This window comes from Brachybacterium sp. SW0106-09 (assembly GCF_001293905.1).
GTDB lineage: Bacteria > Actinomycetota > Actinomycetes > Actinomycetales > Dermabacteraceae > Brachybacterium > Brachybacterium conglomeratum.
Map to the genome: position 1 here is coordinate 37,776 of NZ_BCAK01000011.1, position 19,128 is coordinate 56,903.

The 19,128-nt window shown below is 69.1% G+C and carries 39 protein-coding genes and 1 tRNA gene; 4 read left to right on the forward strand and 36 right to left on the reverse strand.

Features of this window, described 5'->3' with window-relative positions; all coding sequences use genetic code 11:
- Positions 1-5: 5 nt before the first annotated feature.
- Positions 6-1,397: a hypothetical protein gene (locus Y09_RS06530; protein WP_053917009.1), complete on the reverse strand. Its 1,392-nt coding sequence runs from the start codon at positions 1,395-1,397 to the stop codon at positions 6-8.
- 1 nt (position 1,398) lies between these two features.
- Positions 1,399-1,929 carry a hypothetical protein gene (locus Y09_RS06535; protein WP_053917010.1) on the reverse strand — a complete coding sequence of 177 codons (531 nt, stop codon included), beginning with the start codon at positions 1,927-1,929 and terminating at the stop codon, positions 1,399-1,401.
- A 27-nt stretch (positions 1,930-1,956) separates the two neighbouring features.
- On the opposite strand from Y09_RS06535, the gene Y09_RS17165 reads away from it, so the two are divergent.
- Positions 1,957-2,307, forward strand: a complete 351-nt coding sequence (locus Y09_RS17165; RefSeq protein WP_148639563.1) for a hypothetical protein — start codon at positions 1,957-1,959, stop codon at positions 2,305-2,307.
- Positions 2,308-2,524: 217 nt separating this feature from the next.
- Here the strand turns inward: Y09_RS17165 and Y09_RS06545 are convergent.
- The 34 genes from Y09_RS06545 to Y09_RS06710 all read right to left on the reverse strand — a co-directional run bounded on the left by Y09_RS06545 (position 2,525) and on the right by Y09_RS06710 (position 17,593).
- Positions 2,525-2,596: transfer RNA gene (locus Y09_RS06545), tRNA-Gly, on the reverse strand.
- A gap of 345 nt (positions 2,597-2,941) precedes the next feature.
- Positions 2,942-3,631 carry a helix-turn-helix domain-containing protein gene (locus Y09_RS06550; protein ID WP_053917012.1) on the reverse strand — a complete coding sequence of 230 codons (690 nt, stop codon included), beginning with the start codon at positions 3,629-3,631 and terminating at the stop codon, positions 2,942-2,944.
- Between the two features lie 4 nt (positions 3,632-3,635).
- Positions 3,636-4,454, reverse strand: coding sequence for an HNH endonuclease signature motif containing protein (locus Y09_RS17660; protein WP_053917013.1), 819 nt, complete (start codon positions 4,452-4,454; stop codon positions 3,636-3,638).
- A gap of 156 nt (positions 4,455-4,610) precedes the next feature.
- On the reverse strand, positions 4,611-4,934 hold the full coding sequence (locus Y09_RS06560) for a hypothetical protein (protein WP_053917014.1): 324 nt from the start codon (positions 4,932-4,934) through the stop codon (positions 4,611-4,613).
- Entirely contained in the window at positions 4,931-5,164 is a 234-nt protein-coding gene (locus Y09_RS06565) for a hypothetical protein (protein WP_053917015.1), read from the reverse strand. The genes Y09_RS06560 and Y09_RS06565 overlap by 4 nt, the downstream gene beginning before the upstream one ends.
- Positions 5,161-5,700, reverse strand: a complete 540-nt coding sequence (locus tag Y09_RS06570; protein WP_053917016.1) for a hypothetical protein — start codon at positions 5,698-5,700, stop codon at positions 5,161-5,163. The genes Y09_RS06565 and Y09_RS06570 overlap by 4 nt, the downstream gene beginning before the upstream one ends.
- The gene (locus Y09_RS06575; RefSeq protein WP_053917017.1) at positions 5,697-6,437 is read right to left on the reverse strand and encodes a hypothetical protein; all 741 of its coding nucleotides are present in this window, start codon (positions 6,435-6,437) and stop codon (positions 5,697-5,699) included. Before Y09_RS06575 ends, Y09_RS06570 begins: the two co-directional genes overlap by 4 nt.
- Before the next feature lie 11 nt (positions 6,438-6,448).
- Positions 6,449-6,814, reverse strand: a complete 366-nt coding sequence (locus Y09_RS06580; protein WP_053917018.1) for a hypothetical protein — start codon at positions 6,812-6,814, stop codon at positions 6,449-6,451.
- Positions 6,815-6,883: 69 nt separating this feature from the next.
- On the reverse strand, positions 6,884-7,090 hold the full coding sequence (locus Y09_RS06585) for a hypothetical protein (protein WP_053917019.1): 207 nt from the start codon (positions 7,088-7,090) through the stop codon (positions 6,884-6,886).
- 87 nt (positions 7,091-7,177) lie between these two features.
- On the reverse strand, positions 7,178-7,558 hold the full coding sequence (locus Y09_RS06590) for a hypothetical protein (RefSeq protein ID WP_053917020.1): 381 nt from the start codon (positions 7,556-7,558) through the stop codon (positions 7,178-7,180).
- Complete coding sequence (locus tag Y09_RS06595) at positions 7,551-7,859, reverse strand: hypothetical protein (RefSeq protein WP_053917021.1); 309 nt, start codon at positions 7,857-7,859, stop codon at positions 7,551-7,553. Before Y09_RS06595 ends, Y09_RS06590 begins: the two co-directional genes overlap by 8 nt.
- Complete coding sequence (locus tag Y09_RS06600) at positions 7,846-8,139, reverse strand: hypothetical protein (RefSeq protein WP_053917022.1); 294 nt, start codon at positions 8,137-8,139, stop codon at positions 7,846-7,848. The genes Y09_RS06595 and Y09_RS06600 overlap by 14 nt, the downstream gene beginning before the upstream one ends.
- Positions 8,140-8,317: 178 nt before the next feature.
- Positions 8,318-8,644: a hypothetical protein gene (locus Y09_RS06610; protein ID WP_053917024.1), complete on the reverse strand. Its 327-nt coding sequence runs from the start codon at positions 8,642-8,644 to the stop codon at positions 8,318-8,320.
- Positions 8,641-8,808, reverse strand: a complete 168-nt coding sequence (locus Y09_RS17485) for a hypothetical protein (protein ID WP_159419639.1) — start codon at positions 8,806-8,808, stop codon at positions 8,641-8,643. The genes Y09_RS06610 and Y09_RS17485 overlap by 4 nt, the downstream gene beginning before the upstream one ends.
- Complete coding sequence (locus tag Y09_RS06615; RefSeq protein WP_053917025.1) at positions 8,805-9,023, reverse strand: hypothetical protein; 219 nt, start codon at positions 9,021-9,023, stop codon at positions 8,805-8,807. Before Y09_RS06615 ends, Y09_RS17485 begins: the two co-directional genes overlap by 4 nt.
- Positions 9,020-9,964, reverse strand: coding sequence for a hypothetical protein (locus Y09_RS06620; RefSeq protein WP_053917026.1), 945 nt, complete (start codon positions 9,962-9,964; stop codon positions 9,020-9,022). Before Y09_RS06620 ends, Y09_RS06615 begins: the two co-directional genes overlap by 4 nt.
- Positions 9,965-9,966: 2 nt before the next feature.
- The gene (locus tag Y09_RS17175; protein ID WP_148639564.1) at positions 9,967-10,158 is read right to left on the reverse strand and encodes a hypothetical protein; all 192 of its coding nucleotides are present in this window, start codon (positions 10,156-10,158) and stop codon (positions 9,967-9,969) included.
- 104 nt (positions 10,159-10,262) lie between these two features.
- Positions 10,263-10,508 (reverse strand): hypothetical protein, encoded by a 246-nt coding sequence (locus Y09_RS06630; protein WP_053917028.1) that lies wholly within the window; start codon positions 10,506-10,508, stop codon positions 10,263-10,265.
- Positions 10,505-11,695 carry a DNA cytosine methyltransferase gene (locus Y09_RS06635; RefSeq protein ID WP_053917029.1) on the reverse strand — a complete coding sequence of 397 codons (1,191 nt, stop codon included), beginning with the start codon at positions 11,693-11,695 and terminating at the stop codon, positions 10,505-10,507. The genes Y09_RS06630 and Y09_RS06635 overlap by 4 nt, the downstream gene beginning before the upstream one ends.
- Complete coding sequence (locus Y09_RS06640) at positions 11,692-12,225, reverse strand: helix-turn-helix domain-containing protein (RefSeq protein WP_053917030.1); 534 nt, start codon at positions 12,223-12,225, stop codon at positions 11,692-11,694. The genes Y09_RS06635 and Y09_RS06640 overlap by 4 nt, the downstream gene beginning before the upstream one ends.
- A 136-nt stretch (positions 12,226-12,361) precedes the next feature.
- Positions 12,362-12,934, reverse strand: coding sequence for an HNH endonuclease signature motif containing protein (locus Y09_RS18105; RefSeq protein ID WP_082358668.1), 573 nt, complete (start codon positions 12,932-12,934; stop codon positions 12,362-12,364).
- Complete coding sequence (locus Y09_RS06650; protein WP_053917032.1) at positions 12,825-13,295, reverse strand: single-stranded DNA-binding protein; 471 nt, start codon at positions 13,293-13,295, stop codon at positions 12,825-12,827. The genes Y09_RS18105 and Y09_RS06650 overlap by 110 nt, the downstream gene beginning before the upstream one ends.
- On the reverse strand, positions 13,288-13,650 hold the full coding sequence (locus Y09_RS06655; RefSeq protein WP_053917033.1) for an HNH endonuclease: 363 nt from the start codon (positions 13,648-13,650) through the stop codon (positions 13,288-13,290). The genes Y09_RS06650 and Y09_RS06655 overlap by 8 nt, the downstream gene beginning before the upstream one ends.
- A complete protein-coding gene (locus Y09_RS06660) occupies positions 13,647-13,997 on the reverse strand; it encodes a hypothetical protein (protein ID WP_053917034.1) in 351 nt (116 codons plus the stop codon). The genes Y09_RS06655 and Y09_RS06660 overlap by 4 nt, the downstream gene beginning before the upstream one ends.
- Positions 13,994-14,212, reverse strand: coding sequence for a hypothetical protein (locus Y09_RS06665; protein WP_053917035.1), 219 nt, complete (start codon positions 14,210-14,212; stop codon positions 13,994-13,996). Before Y09_RS06665 ends, Y09_RS06660 begins: the two co-directional genes overlap by 4 nt.
- Positions 14,209-14,733 carry a hypothetical protein gene (locus tag Y09_RS06670; protein ID WP_053917036.1) on the reverse strand — a complete coding sequence of 175 codons (525 nt, stop codon included), beginning with the start codon at positions 14,731-14,733 and terminating at the stop codon, positions 14,209-14,211. The genes Y09_RS06665 and Y09_RS06670 overlap by 4 nt, the downstream gene beginning before the upstream one ends.
- Positions 14,720-15,343 (reverse strand): ERF family protein, encoded by a 624-nt coding sequence (locus tag Y09_RS06675; protein WP_053917037.1) that lies wholly within the window; start codon positions 15,341-15,343, stop codon positions 14,720-14,722. Before Y09_RS06675 ends, Y09_RS06670 begins: the two co-directional genes overlap by 14 nt.
- Positions 15,340-15,576 carry a hypothetical protein gene (locus Y09_RS06680; RefSeq protein ID WP_053917038.1) on the reverse strand — a complete coding sequence of 79 codons (237 nt, stop codon included), beginning with the start codon at positions 15,574-15,576 and terminating at the stop codon, positions 15,340-15,342. Before Y09_RS06680 ends, Y09_RS06675 begins: the two co-directional genes overlap by 4 nt.
- Positions 15,576-15,764 carry a hypothetical protein gene (locus tag Y09_RS06685; protein ID WP_053917039.1) on the reverse strand — a complete coding sequence of 63 codons (189 nt, stop codon included), beginning with the start codon at positions 15,762-15,764 and terminating at the stop codon, positions 15,576-15,578. Before Y09_RS06685 ends, Y09_RS06680 begins: the two co-directional genes overlap by 1 nt.
- A gap of 109 nt (positions 15,765-15,873) precedes the next feature.
- Positions 15,874-16,107, reverse strand: coding sequence for a helix-turn-helix domain-containing protein (locus tag Y09_RS06690; protein WP_053917040.1), 234 nt, complete (start codon positions 16,105-16,107; stop codon positions 15,874-15,876).
- Positions 16,107-16,454, reverse strand: coding sequence for a hypothetical protein (locus Y09_RS06695; RefSeq protein ID WP_053917041.1), 348 nt, complete (start codon positions 16,452-16,454; stop codon positions 16,107-16,109). The genes Y09_RS06690 and Y09_RS06695 overlap by 1 nt, the downstream gene beginning before the upstream one ends.
- A 127-nt stretch (positions 16,455-16,581) precedes the next feature.
- Positions 16,582-16,959, reverse strand: a complete 378-nt coding sequence (locus tag Y09_RS06700; protein WP_053917042.1) for a hypothetical protein — start codon at positions 16,957-16,959, stop codon at positions 16,582-16,584.
- A 151-nt stretch (positions 16,960-17,110) separates the two neighbouring features.
- Entirely contained in the window at positions 17,111-17,299 is a 189-nt protein-coding gene (locus Y09_RS06705) for a hypothetical protein (protein WP_053917043.1), read from the reverse strand.
- A 66-nt stretch (positions 17,300-17,365) separates the two neighbouring features.
- Positions 17,366-17,593, reverse strand: coding sequence for a helix-turn-helix domain-containing protein (locus Y09_RS06710; RefSeq protein WP_053917044.1), 228 nt, complete (start codon positions 17,591-17,593; stop codon positions 17,366-17,368).
- A 178-nt stretch (positions 17,594-17,771) separates the two neighbouring features.
- On the opposite strand from Y09_RS06710, the gene Y09_RS06715 reads away from it, so the two are divergent.
- The 3 genes from Y09_RS06715 to Y09_RS06725 are packed head-to-tail and all read left to right on the forward strand — an operon-like array spanning position 17,772 to position 19,094.
- Positions 17,772-18,212: a helix-turn-helix transcriptional regulator gene (locus Y09_RS06715; protein WP_053917045.1), complete on the forward strand. Its 441-nt coding sequence runs from the start codon at positions 17,772-17,774 to the stop codon at positions 18,210-18,212.
- A 22-nt stretch (positions 18,213-18,234) separates the two neighbouring features.
- Positions 18,235-18,552, forward strand: coding sequence for an ImmA/IrrE family metallo-endopeptidase (locus Y09_RS06720; protein ID WP_053917046.1), 318 nt, complete (start codon positions 18,235-18,237; stop codon positions 18,550-18,552).
- Positions 18,552-19,094 carry a hypothetical protein gene (locus Y09_RS06725; protein ID WP_148639565.1) on the forward strand — a complete coding sequence of 181 codons (543 nt, stop codon included), beginning with the start codon at positions 18,552-18,554 and terminating at the stop codon, positions 19,092-19,094. The genes Y09_RS06720 and Y09_RS06725 overlap by 1 nt, the downstream gene beginning before the upstream one ends.
- The last annotated feature ends 34 nt before the right edge of the window (positions 19,095-19,128 follow it).

Here is a 19,128-nt window from a genome sequence, read left to right on the forward strand (position 1 = left end):
TCCTCTCAGTGGATGCGCGACGGGGTCTTGTAGTGCTTCGGGATCGCGTACGCGAGCGCGAGAGCGTCAGCCCGGTCGGGGGAGGTAACGCCGCGCTTGAGCATGTCGTCCTTCGATTCGATCTTGATCTGTCCGCGGGACGTGTACTCGAACCGGATCTGGCCGAGCTGGGTCGCGAGCTCGTCATCGTTCGGGTCGATGTCGATGTCGCCCTGCTCGAACCGCTCCCTGAGTCCCCAGAACCATTCCGCTCGCGCGTTCGCGAACTTCCCGGTATCGCGGGCGGCGGACCCTGCCTGCATGTCCTGCACCGGGTAGCCCTGCTCGGTGAGCATGTCCACGACACCGCCACCGACACCGACACCGTCGACGTTGATCGCGTCCGCGATGTGGGTCTGCTGAGCGTGGATCACCTGGCCGGTGGTGGCGGTGGTGGCCTGGCCCTGCCAAGTGTTGAGGACGCGGGCGTGGTCGCCGGCGCGGGCGATGATGACGGTCTGGTCGGTGCCGTACCGGGCAACGTCCACGCCGAGGGTGCGTTCCCCGATCGCGGGCAGCGTGCGCTGCTGGGCGGCGAGGATCCAGTCGGGCCGGATGAGCGTGTTCTCGGACGCGTCGGGGAACTCGCCGAGGACCTTCGCCTTGTAGACGGGGGAGTCCTCACCCCACCGCTTCGCAGCGTCGTCGACCCACTCGCGGGAGGGGAGGAGGGGCCGCATGTACTCGGGCACCCACTCGCCGGACAGGTTCGGGGTGTCGAAGCTGCTGATCTGCAGGACGTTCCATCCCGACCCGGGCCCGCAGACGGTGCCGAACTGGGTGTTCGGGTCGTCCGGGTTCCCGATCGCGAGGATCCGCGCATCATCGTTCGTGGTGATCGCCTCGACCGCATCCCACAGCGGGGCGGGGATGCCGCAGGCTTCGTCGAGGAGGACGAGGACGTAGCGGCGGTGGATGCCCTGGAAGCCGTGCGCGTCGTGGTCGGCGGGCTTGCGGCCCATGCCGACGAGGATGTCGCCGACCTTCCACTCGTCGTCGAGGGTGACGGTGCCGTCGAGTCCGCCCTTGCGGTGCTGCTTCCGGATCTCCTCCCAGAGCACCGCGTGGACCTGCTTGTAGGTCGGGGCGGTGGACACGACGATCGCCTCACCGGGTGGGTGCGTGTCGATCCACCATGCCGCGAGCGCACCCGCCGAGAACGACTTGCCGGCACCGTGGCAGGACTTCACCGCGGTGCGACGGTTGGTGGTGACGGACTCGAAGATCGCCCGCTGCTTGCTCCACAGGTGAACGCCGAGCTTGTCCTCAGCCCACAGTGCCGGGTCACGGAGGTACTTCGCCGACGGGGACGGTTCGAACAGCTTCGCCGCGTGCTCGGCCCAGTCCAGGACCGTCACGTCACACCCCCGCGCTCAGTGCCCGCAGCTCCTCGGGGACGATGGTGGGGACGAGCTCGGCCTGCCACTCTAGGAGGTCGAGACGTTCGAGGATGCGACGGATCGCGCCAGCGACAGCGGAACCCTGGTCTTCGGCGAGCTTCACGCGGCGCTCCTCGACGCCGGCACGGAGCGCGGCGGCGGCGTACTTCGCGAGGCGGCCCGAGGCTTCGTTCAGCATCCGGTACGCGACCGGGGGCACGGCTTCCTCGACGGTCTTCGACATGTAGCCGCCGTCCTCGCCGACCCCGACACCCTCCTCGGTCTTCGTCTGTCCCCACGTCAGGGACTCGACGTCGTCCTCGGCGATCCGAGCGACCTCGGCACGCCAGTACCGGACCTCACCGGCCGTCCACTGGACGAGCTCGAGGAGGGCCTGCGCGGGGTCGATCTCGACCGGAGCGGCGAACAGGCGCATCTTCGCAGCCGCCTTCTCCTCCGCGACGCGCTGCGCGGCCTTCGCCTTCACCGCGGGGATCGACCCGCCATGCATCCGGCACACCTCAGCACCCTTGATGGCGTGATTCCCGCACTGCTCACCGTTGCGACGATGCGCCTTGCACTGCATGGGATCACCACCTTCTCGGTTCTTGCATGGGATGTGGGTGCCGTCTCGTACTGTTCGAGCAGACGAGGGGAGGGGGTGATGGTGATGACGAAGAAGTACGACCTTGGCAAGCCCTCTGACATGCGGAAGCTGCAGAAGGATCTGACGAGCGGGATCCCGAAGGAGATTGAGATTCCGTTGGACGGGTCGGAATCGGCTGCGGTGTCGAAGGTGAAGCAGCAGTGGAGAAAGGCTGGGTTCACCCCGAGCGATTCGGAGATTCGCAAGTGGGTCCGTGACGCGCGCAAGCAGCACGGCGGTTGATTGGTGCCCGCCGGCCCCGGTCCACTTGTCTCGGTGGCCGGGGCGGCGGGTTGCGCACGGCGAGGTTCCCCATGGGTGTGCGTTGGGTCTTCCTGCGTGCGCGGCCCGAGGAGCGGGTGTGCTCGGACTCGGGGTAGGACGCGGGAGAGGTTGCTGCGTGTCCACAGCTCGGCTTGTCCGCGCGCATACCGCCGGGGCCAGTTAACGTCACCGCTCGAGCCTCCCGCGGGGTTCGAACCCGCGCCGCCTGGGTGGAAGCCAGGTGCTCTGCCTGCTGAGCTAGGAAGGCGAGTGCCCCAGCGGCACGCCTATGGCGACACGACTGGGGCGGTACGGGTGCGACCCGCGATTTCAGGACGTCGGACACGAGCGCGAGTGGACCTGAGGCCCGGGCAGCTCGTCCGGCATGGGGTGTCCTGGTGCCCGGTGGGTGCGACCCTCCCCGGACAGATGGGGTGCCGGGGGACACGGGCTGTCGCGTCGTCGTCGGGTCCCGGTCTTTGATCTTCGGCCGCAGTGCGCTTCGGTGAGTGGCGGGGCCGGAGTGAGCACACGAGAGAAGCCCCGGCCCGTGAGGGTCGAGGCTTCGTGTGCGTGCCCCCGTGAGGGGACAGTTTCTCCATTCAGTCAGAGACTATCCGGCATGGGCCGGGTGCGCAAGTCCGCGATGGAATGCGGTCACCGACGCGGCATCGACGTAGCCCCTCCGGCCGCCGGACCCTCTGGCGCCCCACAGGTCTCCCCGCTCGAGGAGCCGGCCGACGGTCCGGTCGGAGATGCCGAGGATCCTCGCGGCCTGCCCGATGGTGAAGTGTCCTGCGCCGGCGGCGTAGGCGTGGTCGGCGAGGGATGCGAGGTGCCCGCCCTTGCAGCGGACGTACGCGACGTGCTCGTGGTAGACGAACTGCTCGCTTCCGCACTCGCACGGTTCGGGGACGCGGGTGCGGCGGGGGTGCATACCGAGGACGGCTGTTGCGCGCTGAACATGCTCGGAGAGGGTGCGGAGGACGTCCTCGCGCCCCTCGTGGCCGATGATGCGCTCCACCCACTTCCGGGCGTACGCGGCGGCACCGGTGGCGTCGAGCCCGTCGGGCCATTCGCCGGTCGCTTCGGCGAGGTCGAGGGCGAGCTCCTGGAGAGTGGCCGCGATGTCGACGGCGAGGTCGTGCATCGTGAGGTTCAGGGGAGTTCCCGGGGTGTTGCTGGTCGTGACCTTTGGGCCCTGGGGGCCGGAGGTCTGGGCGCGGGCCATACCTTGGAGGATGAACCACGCCTCCTCGGCTTGGGCGATGACCTTCTGGGCGTGCTGGACGTCGATCGTCACGATGTCACCTTCCTGCGTAGTCGCCGAAGCGATCGATCCGGGCTTGCTCTGCTGCCTGCTGTGCTTCTTCGAAGGTGTCGAAGTAGCCGACGTGGTCGCCGCCTGCTCCGACACGGACTTCCCACCGGTCGCCGGACCGGCGAACGTTGCGCACGGGGGTGGCTTCGCTCGCCCGCCCTGTCGTTGACAGGTTCGCGGAGTTCTGTGCAGGAGTGGCGAGGCGCAGGTGCTCCGCCTTCACACAGGCACGGTTCCAGCAGATGTGGTCCACGTACATGCCGCGGGGGATTGGCCCGTTGGCGCGCTCCCAGGCGTAGCGGTGGGACTTGATGCGGATCCCGTTCCGCTGGATCGTCCCGTATCCGTTGTGCTCGAGCGGGCCGGTCCACACCAGGCAGTCGCCGTCGGGCTGGGTCCGTGCGGCGAATGCCTCCTCGGGGTCGGTGTACCGCGCCTGGAGCGGCTTGTCGGCCATCGGGTCACCGAGGCGGGAGACGCGGCTCTTGTGGCCCGCGCAGTACCCGTTGGCGTAGTGAGGCTGTCCGCACCCGTTGATGTCGCAGACAGCGCCGGGGCGCTTCGTGGCGAGGGGGATGTGTGCCTGCACGTCACCGGTCCGCTCCAGGCGGTTGGCGTGCCCCTTGCAGTGCCCGCCGTAGCTGTGCGGGTTGTCGCACCCTTCGACGGTGCAGACGTAGATGGGCTTCCTCAGCGGGGCGAGGGGCTTGCCTCTGCGCTTCTGTGCGTAGTGGGACCCGCAGAGCATGTCCTTGCGGGACTTGATCGGCTTGTCGCACCCGGGGAACGAGCAGGTAGAGTTCATCGGAGCCACTCCTTGATAGTGGTCAGCCCCCGGGTTACAGCGTTGGCGCGCTGCCGGGGGCGCTTTCAGTTGTGCACTCATTCTAGCAGGTCACCTCGTGTTTCTGGCGGATGTCCTCGAGGCGGTCGCGCATGGTGCCGATGAGTTCGAACGAGGTCACGGGGTCTCCTCCCAGTCGGTGGTGTAGCGGCGGCGGATGCCGTACGCGGTGGGGTCGTTCCGGGCGTCGTCCTCGTCGGCTTTGAGGTGCCATGCGCCCTCGTGGAGGGTCTTCCACTCCTCCTCGGCTTCGATGGGCACGAGAGCCGTCCAGCCGACCATCGCGTCGCGGTGGCGAACCGTCCCCCACGGCGCGATCCAGGAGACGGGACCAACCTTCTCGCGGGCGTAGTGGTTCTTGCAGATCGCCACGGTGCCGCCGGGCAGCGCTTCGGCCTGCTCGACGGACTCGATCAGGACGGGGCGGTACAGGATGGTCATTCGTCGTCTCCCTCTGCGAGGTCGTTGGTGAGGATGTGGGCGAGGCCGACGCGGACCGCCCAGGAGCCGATGCCAGCCATGTCGACGTAGTTCGAGTCGTGGTCGTGGATGGTGACCGTCTCGGTGGAGATCACGAACGCGGTGACAATGCGGTCGGGGTCTTCGGTGTCGGCGCGGACCCAGTCCTGGACCGCGTCTCGCAGCTTCTCGAGGGCGGTCTCGGCGTTCACGGGGTGTCCTTTCGCTGGGCGAGGGTGGCGCGGATCTGCGCGATGCGTGCCCGCGCCTCATCCGGGGAGAGGGGTGTTGAGCACTTCCGGCAGTCGTGCGCCCACTGATCGGAGTGCTTCCCGCACTCCTTCCCGACCGGGATCTTCCGGGCCGCACGCGCACGAACCCACGACGACACATCCGACGGGCGGAGGAACCATCGCTCCGTCCGCGGGCCCTGACGGACGAAGTACTCGCGCGCGGCCTCGAGCCCCTCGCGGGGGAGGCCGGCGAGAGCCTGGTGCCACAGCATCAGCCGGTCACGGTTCGCGTGCCGGACCTTGTCCTGCTGCTCGGCGGTGCCGGTGCGGGGCTGCCACTGCTCCACGAGGCGGGCGAGGATCAGCGACTCGACGTATGCGGTGATCCACTCGCCGGTGACGGCGGTGCCCTGCCACTGGATCGCGGCGCGGGTCCCGTCAGGGGCGGTGACGATCTCGGTGGCGGGCTGGTCGATGGTGTCGAGGGCGGATCCGATCGGGGTGGGGTCGTTCATGAGGGTGCTCCCATCTGTTGCATGTCGAAGTGGGCTTGGACGAGCGAGTCGCGTGAGTCGACCTCGCGGTTCGGTCGTTGTTGACGGGACTGTTCGGGGCGGGCCTTGCGGAGCCAGTTGCGGAAGCGGGCGTCCCAGTCCTTGCCGGTCTCGCCCTTGCCTGCGGCCCAGTCGCGCATCTGCATCGCTTCGAAGTCGCAGTCGACGCCTCTCTCGGCGGCGAGGGCTCGATGCTCCTCGGTGGGCGTCCAGTCGTCGGGGAGTGCGCGGGCGCGCTTGGCGCCCACACTCTTCGTAGAAGAGTGTTCTGTCTCTGTCTCTGTCTCTGTCTCTGCTTTCTTCCGGGTACCCGAGTCGGTAACCGGTTCGGAAACCGACTGGGTTTTTCGGGGACGGCCTCCCTTTCTCCCGTTCTGCGCGTTGACCTGGCGTCTCGCCGCGATCTCCTCCCTCGTCTCCTGCATGTCGGCGTAGCCGTACAGGAGGTAGTCCCCGCTCGGCTGCTCGACGAGCGAGGGGGCGTCGGGGTCGTTCCCGAGCAGTTCGGAAACCGACTCGGTTCCCCACCGGGTTTCCGCGAGGCGCTTCGGGATCCGCCCATCGGTCTCGTACCGGCGCGCGTAGAGGATCATCTCGACGTGGGCGCGGAACGCGGCGTCGCTGAGGGACACGACCTTGGGGTGGTCGGCGTAGTCCAGGGCGAGGCGTGCGAACAGCTGCCCCTTGAGCTTGGCCACGGGCCCTCCGTTCATGTTGTGGGGGTGATGGTGAGCCGGACCTGCCACAGTCCGGTCGTGCCGGTCGCGGGGTCCCGGCGGTACGCGACGGCGGGGATGTGGGTGGAGTCGTCGTCTGCCCAGATGCCGGCGTCGGTGAGGCCGTCGAGGATGTGCTTCACGACGGCGGCGTTGTGGGGGTCGGCGCGGCCGTTGCGGGGGTAGGCGATGTGGGCGGTGACGGTGCACGGCCCGGTGACGGGCGCCAGGTGGGCGCGGGCGAGCATCGCTGCCTTGCCGCGGACGGCTTTCGCGATGCGGGCTCGCTTGTAGTGGTGGATCCGGTCGTTGAGGGAGTACCACTCGGGCTTCCCGAGCCGGATGACGAGTTCTTGCATGGGGGTCCTTTCGGGCATGAGGAAGGGCCCCCACCACGCGGAGTGGTGAGGGCCCTTGGAGGGGTGGGGTCAGGTGAAGGGGAGGTCGTCCACGCGTCCCTCGTCGGCGATCCCGAGGCCGATCTGCTGGGCGCCGAACGACAGGAACCGGACTGCCTCGGCGAGCTCGCGAATCACGGGGTCGGTGGTGGAGTCGCGGGCGTGGATCGCCTTCGCGGTGGCGGACTTGCAGTTCTCGATGCCCTCGAGGACGATGCTCCGTCGGCTGCTGATCATGGTGCTCCTTCTGCTGGTGGGGGCTTCATCATGTCCGGGCGGGATGACGAACGGCCGGGAGGCGCACAGTTCGTCGCGGAAGTGTGACTACTGCCCGGACGGGGGAACACTTTCCAGCGCGCGGCGGATGTCGGAGGTTGCGATGCGCTCCTTGTCGCCCCAGATGGCCGTGTGGGAGTAGTCGTCGCACATGTCCCGCGCGGCCTTGATCCGCGCCTCTGCCTGCCATGCCCTCTTCTCGGCTTCGTAGGCGCGGGCCATCCAGGAATCCAGCTCAGCCTCGGCCTGGCCGAGCTGGTCCCTGAGCCATGCGGTCTCGCAGGGCCATTCGCAGCCGTCCACGACGCACGTGGTGAAGCACTCCGGGTCCCCGCATCTGCCGGGTCCGTGATTGTCGGGCTGGTGCTCCTTGGCATCCTCCCGTAGTGCGGCTGCTCGTAGCTGGTCTCGGGTGGGCTGCTCAGCCATGTTCCGCCCCCTCGGGGTAGTGGGTGTCGCGGTAGCCCTCGGCGAGCCCGGCCACGGTCCACCAGTGGCTTCGGAAGCTTTCAGCGTTGCCATCCTCGGCGAGGGCGGTGGCGTGCTTGGTCAGCCCGTCGAGTGCTTCCCGTGCGGCGTCTCGGCGGACACTGGCGAGGAAACGGTCGAACTCCGGCCCGTACTCGGCGCGTAGCTCAGGAAGGGAGAGCCCCGGATCTTCGCTCCCGCGCCCGAACACGTAGTTGTCGGCGGCGTCCTCGTCGCTCGGCACGTACTCATCGGTGCTCATCGGCACTCCTCGTCTCGTACTCGGTGGCGGCGGCGAGCAGGAAACTCTCGTCCCCGCTGTCGTTCAGGTGCGGCGCGATCTTCCTGAGCGCTTCGGCTTTCGCTGCCTGCACCTCGGCGGCGATCCCCTGCGCGATCCTGGACGCGATGGGAGCGACCGTGAGTCGGCAGTCCTCGCACTCGTCGTAATCGCCAGGCTCGTGGACGCCCTCGAACGTCCAGCCCTCATCGTTCAGGACGCGTGCGATGCGTTCCTGTATCGCGGTGGTGTCGGTGGTCATCGCTTCTCCTCCCGTAGGCGGGTGTTGATCAGGTGGTGAGGGTGGTCCTCGTCGATGCCCCGCCCCGTCGCACTGCACCGGCCGTTAGGGGCGGGAGCTTCGCAGGTCAGGCACATAAGATCAGTGATCGGGCCGTCGTACCCGACCGCGACTGTCACGGGCTCCACGACGCACTCGCTCATCGCTTCCCCTCGTCTCGTCGGGCGGCACGAGCGGCGGACAGAGCGGCGCGCATGGCCTCCGCAGGCTTGTCGCCCCAGTAGTCCAGCGACGGGGCGGGGTGCATCTTCGGGGACACGACGACGCCCTGCGCGTTGAGCGCCGCCAGGACTTCGCCGTCGGTCGGTTCCTGCGCGGCGAGGTGAGTACGCGCCCACACGGCACCGACTGCGAAAGCTGCCGTGCGAGCGATTGCTGTCTCCCGGTCCGGGTAGTCGGGATCGTTCTCGATGTAGCGCCGTTCGGCTTCTGCGCGTGTGGCCTCGGTGAAGTTGTCGGTGGTCATCGGTTCGTCTCCTTCTCGGTGAGGCCGACCTCGGGCTTCCATCCGCCCATCCGAAGCAGGCCGTCGGCTTCCTCGCGGGTGAGAGTGACGTTCCCGCGTGCGTCGGGCGTGGTGGTGAAGCGCAGCCGGTGGCCGTTCTCGTCGGTGCGGGTCCAGCTGGTCACGGTGCCTCCCGGTGCTCTATGGGCCGGTCCAGGCCGACCTCGGCCAGGGCGTGCGCGAGAGCCTCAGCGTGGGTGGCGCACCCCGGGTGCCGAGGGTTGAGGACCGCCCCTCCCTGCTGGGCGATGCCCTGCTCGGGATCCCAGTCCTCGGCGCGCCGCACGTCGACCCACCATCGACCCGACGCGCCCTTCCAGACGCCCGCTCGGCGCTTCATGCCGCACCGTCCTCTCCGACGACACGGACGCGCATGGCTGCGAGGTGGTCCGCGAGCGCGTCCCGCTGCGCCTCCGTCATCTCGACGCCGACCGCCGTTCCGGCCTGGAACAGGCGCACGGCCACATCCTCGGCTCCTTCGGGGCGTGCAGGGGGTTCGGTCAGCGCGGCGAGCAGATCGTCGCGCACCCCACGTCGGGGGTACTCGTCACCGGGGGCGGTGGGCCGACGGACCGTGTCGGCGCGGGATGCGACGAGGCGGTCGCACATGTCGTTGGGGATGTCCTCGCGGGTCAGCCCACCCTTCATCGCGGCTTCAAGATGCTCGCGGGCTGTCATCGCGGCCGGGGTGAGGGGGCGGGACTCGGCGGCTCGGAGCGAGTTGATGAGCGCGTCCGCCTCCTTGACGGCCTCGATCGCGCCCTCCCAGGCGTCGCGCATCTCGTCCCGCTCCTGCTCAGCCTTCTCCGCACGGGCACGCTCCTTGTCGGCGCGCCGCTTGTGCATGTCCTTCGTGGCCCGCGCCTCGTCCCGCTCCCGCTCGGCCTTGTCACGATCCGCGACGGCCCGGTCCAGCTGGAGCTGCAGCGCGGCCTCGTCGCGGGTGCTGCCGTACGTGTCGCAGGGGGCGATCTTCACGCCGTAGACCTGGGTGGTGTGCCCGTCCCCGTCGGCGACGTCCTGGACGATGCGGCCCAGGCGCTGCTGCTCGTCCCGTGCCGCGAGGTACTGGCGGGCGTCCTCGGGGGCGGCGTCGGATTCCTCGGCCTCCTGCTCGATCAGCGCCGCCGCGACACCGCCGTCCGCCTCGTCCAGCAGCTCCGCGTCCGCCTCGTCCAGCAGCCGCGTCATCTCGGCCTGCAGCCGGGCCAGTGCCTCGCCAGTGGTCTCGTCGGGGTCGGGAGTCGTGCGCGTGTACGCGCCGAGGGTCTTGTCGGTCATGGTCATGCTCCTTCGGGGGATCGGGTGCGGTGCATGTGGCAGACGGGGTACTCGTGCCCGTCCTCGGGATCAGTACAGGTGGTGGTGGCAGTGCGGTCGCATGGGGCGAACATGCCGTCCCGGTCGATCACTTGCTCGTGGCAGAGGCCCCACCACGTGTAGAAGCGGTGCTCCGTGAGGCTGGGGGTGTGCACGCACTTCGCGTGTGGCAGGTGATGCCCAGCGGGCAAGGAGCACGACAGGGAGTCGCCCTTCTTCGACGGGCACCGGTCGTCGGGGACGGGACGGCACGGGCAGCTCATGCCGCCTCCCCGCAGTCCGCGCCGTCGTCGGGCGCGACCTCGTCGAGGTGCGACTGCCAAAGCTCGCCGATCGACTGCTCGGGCCCTCCCGCGGAGCCCTGCGACTCCATCTCCTCGCCGCAGGTGCACCGGCACCAGGCTTCGCCCGGCTGCTCGAGGGTGGGAGGGTCGGTGCGGTGGTCCTCGAGCTCGTGGACCGACTCGGTGATGACGGCACCGTGGCCGTCGTAGCGGATCGTCATGACGTTCTCCTGATCTGGTCGAGATGCCGCAGAGCTGCGGCGCCTTGCTGGGGGACGACCCCGTTCCCGAGGGCCTTCAACTCCTGGTTCCGGGTGAGGCCGATCCCGGTCACGTGGCCGGGGTCGAGGCCCATGAGCCACTCCACGAAGCGGGAGGAGAGCCGGGGGCGGGTCTTGCCCGGCTCCGTTGGGTCCGGTGCAGGGCGTCCGAGGACGTGCTCCCAGCGGGCGATGACGGGCGCGTAGGGGCCGAACCGCTCGAGGTGCCCCTCCTTCGCGAGGCCTTTCAACAGCAGCTCGTCACCGCGTACACCACCGCGGCGCTCGTGACCGCCGGTCGCGTCAGCCACCGAGGGGGTCGGGATGAGCCGCCCCCCGGTCTCGAACAGGCCGTGCTCGGCGATGATCGACAGGTCCGTGACGACGGCGCGCCCCGGCTTCTTCCCCAGGTGCTCCTCTGGGCTGTTCCCCGACGGCTGAGACACCGGCGTCGGCATCAGACGGAGATGATCCCGTCCTCGATCGCCTCGTTGATCTGATCCGACAGGCGCATCGTCGCCCCGGGCCGGTGCCGATCCCGCAGCCCACCCTCCGCTTCCGCCGCCGCTGGTGTCCTCAGCAGGGTGTGCGGTGATGAAGACTCGGAGGCGTCCATGGGGGGCTCCCACGTCGGCAGCTCGTAGAGAGACCCATTGCGCGTCATACCCGAGCTCGGAAAGCGTGGAGAGTACGGCGTCGACAGCCCGCAGAAGCACGGTGTCGCTCCCGGCCCCTCCGTCTCCCAGACAGAGCGGGTGGGACTCCATGACGCGAGTAGCTTCGGCACTGAACAGACCTCCAACGTTCTCGATGACGACGAGCTGCGGACGCAGCACGTCGATGGCGTGGGCCATGTGGGACCAGAGGCCGGAGCGGGTGCCGTCGGTCATGCCGGCGCGGCGTCCGGCCACGGACACGTCCTGGCAGGGGAATCCGCCCGTGAGGATGTCGACTGGCGGGACGGCCGCCCAGTCGATCTGCGTGACGTCGCCGTAGTTCGGGACGCCCGGGTGGTGGTGCGCCATAACGCGGGCGGGCGCGTCGTCGAACTCGGAGTACCACGCGAGCTCCCCGCCGTAGACCTGCTGGACGGCCATGCCGAGCCCGCCGTAGCCGGCGAACAGCTCACCGATCCGCGGGCCGCTCACGCCGCGACCTCCTGCACGGGGATGGCGAGGATCGCGTCAGCGATCACGGCCCGCGTCCACGTCGACTCACCCGAAGCGATCAGGGAGATCGTGGAGTGGGAGCAGCCGGCGGCGGCGCCGACGCCCCGCTTCGTCCACCCCTGCGCCAGGAGCGCCTCGAGGTGGGTGCGGGCAGGGTCGACGAGGACGAGGTCCGGGCGGGGCTTGGTGACCGCACCAGGGGCCCAGCCCGGGGCGGGGTCGAGCGGGATGCAGAGGATGTCCTCGGACAGTTCCCCGCCGATGAACTGCCACCTGCCGGAGCGGATCGCGTGGAGGGTCGACTCGCCGTACCCGAGGGTCTTCGCGAGGGTCGCGATTGACCAGCCGTACTTCGTGGTGAGCGTGACGACGTGCGCCTGTGCCGTCGAGACGGGGACCGACGTCGGCATGCGGTAGCCGCGCGGCGTGGACTCGCGGACGAGGACACACAGGTTGCAGCCGCAACCCGTCGCGACCTTGCGGGGCGAGCCGTGAGCGTGAAGAGCCATGAGAGGGGCCTTCCTAGAGGGGTGGGTGGGGGTGCGGAGCGCCCCGGCCGGGAGTCGGACCCGGCCTGCGACCATCGGGGCGGCACGACAAAGGCCCCCGCGCAGTGCGGAGGCCTCGGTGGTGCGGTACTGCTGGTCAGGCGGCGGCGCGCGCTGCCTTGCGGGCTCGGTAGCGCCGCTGGACCTCGAGCGTGCAGGGGCGGCACTTCCACTTCCCGCCCCAGTGCACGAGCTCTGAGTCGGGGTGCCCGTTGATGCACTGCCCGAGCGGCCAGTCCCGACCCGAGGTGCGCCGGGCGTTGTCGAAGTTCGACAACATCCGGAGATGATCGAGACGGACGCACCGGCGGTTCTTGCAGAGGTGGTCGACCGTCATCCCCTCGGGGATCGGGCCGTTCCAGTGCGTCCACGCCGCCCGGTGTGCAGTCGTGCCGGTGTGTGCGCCGGTGATGTCGTCGTCCCATCCGAGCTGCCCGTATCCGTGGGAACCGGTGGAGTAGGTGGAGACGTGGCATCCATCGCCGTCCACAACGAAAGAGAGAGCCGCCTTCTCGGCGACTCTCTCGGGGATCCGGTGAGGGGTGGGCGGGGCGTGCTGGTCAGAACGGCGCGGGGTCGTAGCCACCCTGATCACCCCCGGCCCACGGGTCAGCAGCGGGAGCGGCCTGGGGCTGGCCGTACCCGCCCTGCGGCGGGCCCTGCGGAGCACGACCCTGCTGCGGGCGCCGCTGGTCCTTCGGCGGCTTCACCTTGAGCCCCGACGCGTTCACCTTCACCGACAGGAACTCGTTCCCGTCCCGGGTCGTGAACTTGTCGACGCCCTCGATCGTTCCCGTGACGATCACCTGCGACCCCTTCTCCGGGTGCAGGGACGCGAGGAGGTCGTGATGCTCACGCCAGAACGTGCACTCGTACTGCGTCTTCGTGATCTCCTCCCAGCCGCCACTGTCGAGCGGGCGGGAGCGGCCGGCGAGGACCGCGAGGTTCCCCACGCTGGTTCCGTTCTGGGTGGCGGAGTAGCGCGGATCCCACGGGACCCCGCCCTCGATCGTGACGGTTGCGTCAGGCATGCATGTTCTCCTTCATGGGTTCAGCGGCGGTGGCCCCGCCGTCGTTGTCGTACAGCACCCACCCGGACCGGGTGAGCACAGGGGTGTCCTCGGGAGTGCGGATCCCGAGGCGGGGCACCATCCGCCCGTACGCGTACGAGGCGGAGGGGTTGGCGTGGATCTCGCCGTGGTCCCCGCGGACCCCGTCACCGCAGACGGTGAGGAGGTTCGCGAGGCGGTGAGGGTCAGGACCGGACCGGCCCTGCCGGTGATGGGTCGACTCCGCGGTCCGGCCACAGACGACGCAAGCGCCGCCGTCCCGTTCCCAGGCGCGGCGGCGCTGACTTTGGTAGTACGCCTGCCCCTTCCGGTTCATGTCGCCTGCCCGACGGGTTCGGCGGCGAACTCGGACCGACGCGCCGCGGAGATCGAGCGGCCGATCTCGAGCCGGTCCCGGAGCACACGGATGCGCTCCTTCGCCGCCCTGGTGAGCTGGTCGGCGATCTCCGCCTCGAGCCGCAGCGGCTCGACAGCGAGGACCGCAGCCTGCTCCCGATCCTTGATCGAGCCCTCACCGTTCACGTACGCGGTCGCGTACGCCTTCCGATGCTCCGACCATGCGATGACAGCGGCGTGGTCGAGGTGCTCGATCTTCCGGGACAGCTCGTCGAGCTCGCGGCCGATTCTGGACAGCTCGAGGACGATGTTCGTCGTGCCGCTCACGCCGCCCCGCCCTTTGGGTGGATCTTGATGCGGTACTCATCCGACCAGAGAGCGACGAGGATGGTCATGCCGTACTTCTCGGACCAGCCACCGGCGGTGATGCCGAGCTTGTACTGCCACCCGCCGCCGAAGCGCCCCATGAACTCTCCCTTGGACCGCTTGCGGCCGCCGTAGACGGAGACTCGGCCGATGCGGTGCTCGGTGCGGGCGCTCATGCTTGGACGTCCAGCATCGGCAGGCCCGTGTCGCCGAGCAGGTCCCGCAGATCCCCGGACCGGATCGCGTCAGCGACCACGTCCTTCCCGTCGCTCTTCGCATCCCACCGGAGCGACTGATACGGCGCACCCGCCGGCGCCTCCACGATCCCGGGGAGGATCTCCCCGTCCTTCGTGACCGCGCCGTCGTCCGTGACCTCTACGATCGAGGCGAGGACGTCCTTCGACGCCCACGGCTTGAGCCGCTTCACCGTCTCGACCATCTCGGGATGCGCGGCCTCGAGGTGCTCAGCGAGGGCCTGCTCGTCGGCGATCTTCGGCCCTCCGGCGCGCTGGGCGAGGGTCACCGACGCGACCTTCTCCCCGCCGAGGGTGACGGTCCACGACTTCGCCCCCGAGTCCTCAGCAGAGGTCTCGAGCGCGTCGAGGTGGTCGGCCTTCTCGGCCTTCATCGCGTCGGCGACGATGTCCGCGATCAGCTTGAGCGCGGCGTACCGCAGGTTCCTGTCACGCAGCAGCATTGGGGTTCTCCTTCGGCTTCGCGGCTTCCTCACGGACCCGCTGAATGAACGCACGGATCAGATCCGCGCGGCTGGTGTTGGCGAGGTTCTCGCCGGTGCCCCTCCCGAACTCGGCCACAGCCCAGTTCGGATCGAGCTTGAGCTCCCCGCACATCTGCCGGAGCTCGGCGCGAGCCCGGTCCGCGTCCGCTGTAGCGGGCTCGGAGTAGGACTGCGCGTCCGGATCCGGTTCATCGGTGGGGAGAGTCAGCGCCTGCAGCAGGTAGGTGCGGAACGCGACCGACATCGCCTTCGGCACGGACTTGTCGCCCATGTCCTGCGACTCACCGACCGAGACGCCGGTGATGATCGACCCGTCTGGGCCGTGCCAGTGGTACGCGACCTCGACGACGGTGGAGGTGGCCTTCCCGCCGTACTGCCGCTCGACCTTCCGGACTTCGGGCACGATCACGGCACCGACCTCTCGGAGGGCGGGGCCGACAGCGTTCATCACGTCGTCGATGCCACGGAACTGGAACCGGAAGTGGTCGTTCCGCTGGTGCTTGCCGAGGCCGCGCACGCGCTCCATCACGGCGACCATCGACTGCGCAGCGGTCATCTTGTCGCTCACGCCGTCACCTCCTCGCGGGGAGCGAGGACGGACACGAGCCCGCCCTCCACTTCGACCTCCGCGATGCTGTACCGCTCGCGATCCCGCCACTCGAACGGCGGGAGCCCCGACCGGTCGTGGTAGTTCAGCTCGATGCGGTGCACGTACTCGGTGTGGTGCAGGGACATGCTGGCCGGCTCGGGCATCTCGTTCGCCTTGAGCCAGGCCATTGCGGTGGTGAACAGGTCGGTCATCATTGGTTCTTCCCCTTCCGGGAACGTTGGTTGTCGATTCGCCCAGGGATGTGCTTCGCCGGGTCGCCGTACTCCCACCAATCCCGCTCCTGGCGGGACTGCGCGATCCGGCGCTCCCTGGCGAGCTCGTCGGAGTAGTTGGCGCGGCGCTCGATCGCGTCCCAGATCGCCTGCTGCAGGTCGTTCATCGGCCCCTCCACGCAGACGGGAGGACGGCGGCGCAGAACCCGGCAGCACCGACCAGGACGGCCAGCCCGACCACGTTCGAGAGCGCGTCGACGGTGGCGACTAGGGCGCTCATGCGGCACGTCCCCGCCCGTACTGCGACGCCGACCGTGCATTCCGCGGGGGGAGCAGTACCTCAGGGTCCGGCTCGAGCGACTTCAACGCCTCCGCAGGGATCCGCCACGGCGACCCGGGACGGGCCCGGAACGCGCCCGGGAGTACCTTCCGCTTGCAGTAGTCCGAGACGGTCGCGGGCTTGAGCTTGAGCTGCTCCGCGACCTCCCGAGTGGTGAGGTAGGTGCTCATCACTCCACCGCCTTCCAGATCGTCGACGCGCACCGCGCACCGTCGAGGCGGACCATCTCGCCCGAGTCGTCCACTAGCCCGTCGTCGACGAGCTGCGCCCGCACAGTGCGGATCCGCTGCGGCGACAGTCGCCGCGGCACGATCCCCAACCGGGCGAGGTGCGTGTGCTCCCGGTGGATGTAGTCGTCAGGGAGCGGGCCGAGCTCGCGGAGGATCTCGAGGACGGCGCGGCGGGTGCCGTTCACGTCGGTCACCTGCTCGGCGGCGAGGACGGAGGTGAGGCGGTCGTTCTTCCGGGCGAGGCCGGCTTGCATGCTCGCGTAGATAGGCGTGTCGGTGGCGGTCATCGCCACCCCTCCTCTCGGTGTCGCCGCACCCACGGCGGCTCGTAGTCCTTGATCTCGTCCCGGTATTCCTGCGTGTAGCCGACTGGGCGGCGGCAGACCTCACAGGAACCGGATGCGCAGCACTCGTTCATCGGGTCTCCTCGTCTCGTCGGGCGGCACGGGCGAGCATGTCGGCAACGTGTGCGGCATGCAGTCGGTCCGCATCCCTATGCGCGTTGTCCTCGGCAGTCATCGGGCCCTCCGGCCCCACGCCGTAGACCTGCTCGCCGCACTCGCACGTGAGGGTGACGCCGAATCCGACGGAGCGGTAGCCCTGTCGATGCTGGTCGATGATCTGCGCGGCGTCGGTCGGCTCCTGCGCAGCGGCCCACAGTGCGCCGATCTCGAAGCCGATGCGTCGGCTACTGCGGGCGTGGCCGGGAAGCGGGCGGCCGTCCGCCTGGTCTCGGGACCATCGCCGCTCGGCTTCTGCGCGCGCGGCCGCGATGAAGTTGTCGGTGGTCATCGGGGGTCCTCCTCGTCGAGGTAGTCGAAGTGGGCGGCCGAGGTCTGCTCGGTCCAATGGGTGGTGACGGTGCGGGACAGGTCCATGCGGGCCTCCTGGGCATACGAGAAAGGCCCCCGCCGTGTGGCGGAGGCCCTGGGGTGGGGGTGGGTCAGCGAGTGCCGGCGAGCGCCGTCGGGTCGGGGTGGATCCCCAGCACGCGGAGTGCGGCGTAGAAGTCGTTCTCGGTCTGCATGCGCTCGGCGCGGTGGGCGAGCTTGCGGGCGATCTTCTTGACCTGCCCGCGGGAGAGGTTGGGGGCGGCAGCGGCGATGCGCTTCTCGAACCCGGTCGTGGACATGAGTCCTCCTGGGGGAGACGTCGTCGGCGAACCAACGAGCGGGGGTGCTGCAGGGGTGGGGTGGGGTCAGGCGGCGTCGACGCCGGGGATCACGTACGTGACTGCGTCGAGGGGGACGCCGAGCTGGACGGCGATCTCACGAGCCTTCGTGGGGGAGGGCTGCTTCCGACCGGCTTCGAGGTTGGAGAGGAAGCCGGGGGTGATGTCGCAGCGGATCGCGAGGTCCGACTGCTTGATGCCGTATGCCTCTCGGAGGGCCTTCACGGCGGGTCCGAGGATGAGTCTCTGGGTCATGGCAAGAGCATAGGCAACTAGAGGAAAGCATGTCAAGCAGGGAAAGGAAAGCGGCCGGAAGTCGCGCCTGACCTGCACTGCAGGGGTCGAACTACACGCGTGCATTTCCTAGGATGGGCAGCCTCGGGCAGAACTTGCCCGCTAGACATTTCCAGTACTTGCCACGGAGGCTCCTGCCATGACCACCGGAGACGAGATCCGAACCGCCCGACAGCGCGCCGGACTCACCCAGCAGGAGCTCGCCAGCAAGATCGGCGTCTCCATGCGGACCATCGGCAACTGGGAACGCGGCGAGACCGTTACCCAGCGGCACGCAGCCCGCATCGCCGACGTCCTCGGCGGTCACCTCACAAGCGCCCCGAAGCCCGCCATCGAGGACTACAGCGACGCCGCCCTCCTGGCGGAGATCGCACGGCGCTTCGACCGCACCAGGAGCACCCGTGACCGCGACGCAGACCGCCAGGCAGTGGAAGATCGACCTGTCCCTCATGGCGCAACAACTCGACCGTCAGACCCCCCTCTCAGACTGCTGTCAGAAGACGCGCCACAGTTGGAGGGCCTGCCGTATGCAGCAGACGAGGAACAGCCGGGGGACGACTCCGGCGAGGACGACGACTGACCTCATCCTCCACGCCGAGGACATGGGCGCCACCGTCCACTGGGCCCTCGACCTCCCCGAGCGAGGCCGCTACTACCCCAACGGCGTGATCGTGATCCGGCACGGGATGACGGAGCGGCGCACCGTCTCCACCCTCGCGCACGAGCTCGCGCACCACTACTACGGCGACCCGCTGTGCACGCCGGCCGTGAACCGGCGTGCATGGCGGTGGGCTGCGCGCCTCCTCGTCGGCGAGTGCGACTACGCTCAAGCCGAGCTGCTCGACCCCACCCCGGGCGCGATCGCCCACCACCTCGGCGTCACCGTCGACGTCATCCACGCCTACCAGAAAGCCGCCTGATGCGACCCCGCACGATCACAGCCGCCGCCGCCGCTGTCCTCCTCCTCGCCGCCTGCAGCAGCCCTGAATCATCACCACCACCCACGACCGAAGCCACCACCACCGAGGGAGCTACGGTCGAGGAGGCAGCGCCTGAGGAGACGACGCCGGCACTCCTCGAGTACGAGATGGGACAGACGCACACGACCGAACTCGGCAGCGAAATCACTGTCCACGAGACCCGACTCGACATCCCCTGGAACTACCCGCCCGACGAGGGTGGGCTCTGGCATGCGGCCGACGTCGAGTACTGCGTCGGAGACACCACGCCGGATCCCCTCGCATTCCAGGACTTCACGTGGTCGTGGGTGATGCGCACCGACGAGGGGCACACGCTGGGCCACCCGGGCAGCTGGGAGGACGCGATGGTCTCGCCCCGCCTGGATCTCACCTCGTCTACTCCGATCCCGAACGAGTGCTACCGCGGCTGGGTGCTGTTCTCCGGTCCGGAGGACGCGACGCCCGTGTCGGTACGCCTGGACAACATGGACTGGGCGATCTGAGACGACAAGAACGCCCCCACCCTGTCCGGGTGGG

Coding starts and splice junctions, on each gene's coding strand:
- Y09_RS06600 (WP_053917022.1), bottom strand. CDS start 8,139: ATGACCACCGACACCACCGCGATACAGGAACGCATCGCACGCGTCCTG.
- Y09_RS06715 (WP_053917045.1), top strand. CDS start 17,772: ATGACCACCGGAGACGAGATCCGAACCGCCCGACAGCGCGCCGGACTC.
- Y09_RS06580 (WP_053917018.1), bottom strand. CDS start 6,814: ATGCAAGAACTCGTCATCCGGCTCGGGAAGCCCGAGTGGTACTCCCTC.
- Y09_RS06670 (WP_053917036.1), bottom strand. CDS start 14,733: ATGCTGCTGCGTGACAGGAACCTGCGGTACGCCGCGCTCAAGCTGATC.
- Y09_RS06690 (WP_053917040.1), bottom strand. CDS start 16,107: ATGAGCACCTACCTCACCACTCGGGAGGTCGCGGAGCAGCTCAAGCTC.
- Y09_RS06595 (WP_053917021.1), bottom strand. CDS start 7,859: ATGAGCACCGATGAGTACGTGCCGAGCGACGAGGACGCCGCCGACAAC.
- Y09_RS06620 (WP_053917026.1), bottom strand. CDS start 9,964: ATGACCGACAAGACCCTCGGCGCGTACACGCGCACGACTCCCGACCCC.
- Y09_RS17660 (WP_053917013.1), bottom strand. CDS start 4,454: ATGAACTCTACCTGCTCGTTCCCCGGGTGCGACAAGCCGATCAAGTCC.
- Y09_RS06720 (WP_053917046.1), top strand. CDS start 18,235: ATGGGCGCCACCGTCCACTGGGCCCTCGACCTCCCCGAGCGAGGCCGC.
- Y09_RS06680 (WP_053917038.1), bottom strand. CDS start 15,576: ATGACCGACCTGTTCACCACCGCAATGGCCTGGCTCAAGGCGAACGAG.
- Y09_RS06615 (WP_053917025.1), bottom strand. CDS start 9,023: ATGAAGCGCCGAGCGGGCGTCTGGAAGGGCGCGTCGGGTCGATGGTGG.
- Y09_RS06535 (WP_053917010.1), bottom strand. CDS start 1,929: ATGCATGGCGGGTCGATCCCCGCGGTGAAGGCGAAGGCCGCGCAGCGC.
- Y09_RS06570 (WP_053917016.1), bottom strand. CDS start 5,700: ATGAACGACCCCACCCCGATCGGATCCGCCCTCGACACCATCGACCAG.
- Y09_RS06630 (WP_053917028.1), bottom strand. CDS start 10,508: ATGACGATCCGCTACGACGGCCACGGTGCCGTCATCACCGAGTCGGTC.
- Y09_RS06560 (WP_053917014.1), bottom strand. CDS start 4,934: ATGACCATCCTGTACCGCCCCGTCCTGATCGAGTCCGTCGAGCAGGCC.
- Y09_RS06585 (WP_053917019.1), bottom strand. CDS start 7,090: ATGATCAGCAGCCGACGGAGCATCGTCCTCGAGGGCATCGAGAACTGC.
- Y09_RS06590 (WP_053917020.1), bottom strand. CDS start 7,558: ATGGCTGAGCAGCCCACCCGAGACCAGCTACGAGCAGCCGCACTACGG.
- Y09_RS06665 (WP_053917035.1), bottom strand. CDS start 14,212: ATGAGCGCCCGCACCGAGCACCGCATCGGCCGAGTCTCCGTCTACGGC.
- Y09_RS06710 (WP_053917044.1), bottom strand. CDS start 17,593: ATGACCCAGAGACTCATCCTCGGACCCGCCGTGAAGGCCCTCCGAGAG.
- Y09_RS06705 (WP_053917043.1), bottom strand. CDS start 17,299: ATGTCCACGACCGGGTTCGAGAAGCGCATCGCCGCTGCCGCCCCCAAC.
- Y09_RS06640 (WP_053917030.1), bottom strand. CDS start 12,225: ATGGCTCTTCACGCTCACGGCTCGCCCCGCAAGGTCGCGACGGGTTGC.
- Y09_RS06655 (WP_053917033.1), bottom strand. CDS start 13,650: ATGAACCGGAAGGGGCAGGCGTACTACCAAAGTCAGCGCCGCCGCGCC.
- Y09_RS06700 (WP_053917042.1), bottom strand. CDS start 16,959: ATGACCACCGACAACTTCATCGCGGCCGCGCGCGCAGAAGCCGAGCGG.
- Y09_RS06695 (WP_053917041.1), bottom strand. CDS start 16,454: ATGACCGCCACCGACACGCCTATCTACGCGAGCATGCAAGCCGGCCTC.
- Y09_RS06685 (WP_053917039.1), bottom strand. CDS start 15,764: ATGAACGACCTGCAGCAGGCGATCTGGGACGCGATCGAGCGCCGCGCC.
- Y09_RS06610 (WP_053917024.1), bottom strand. CDS start 8,644: ATGACCACCGACAACTTCACCGAGGCCACACGCGCAGAAGCCGAACGG.
- Y09_RS06725 (WP_148639565.1), top strand. CDS start 18,552: ATGCGACCCCGCACGATCACAGCCGCCGCCGCCGCTGTCCTCCTCCTC.
- Y09_RS06650 (WP_053917032.1), bottom strand. CDS start 13,295: ATGCCTGACGCAACCGTCACGATCGAGGGCGGGGTCCCGTGGGATCCG.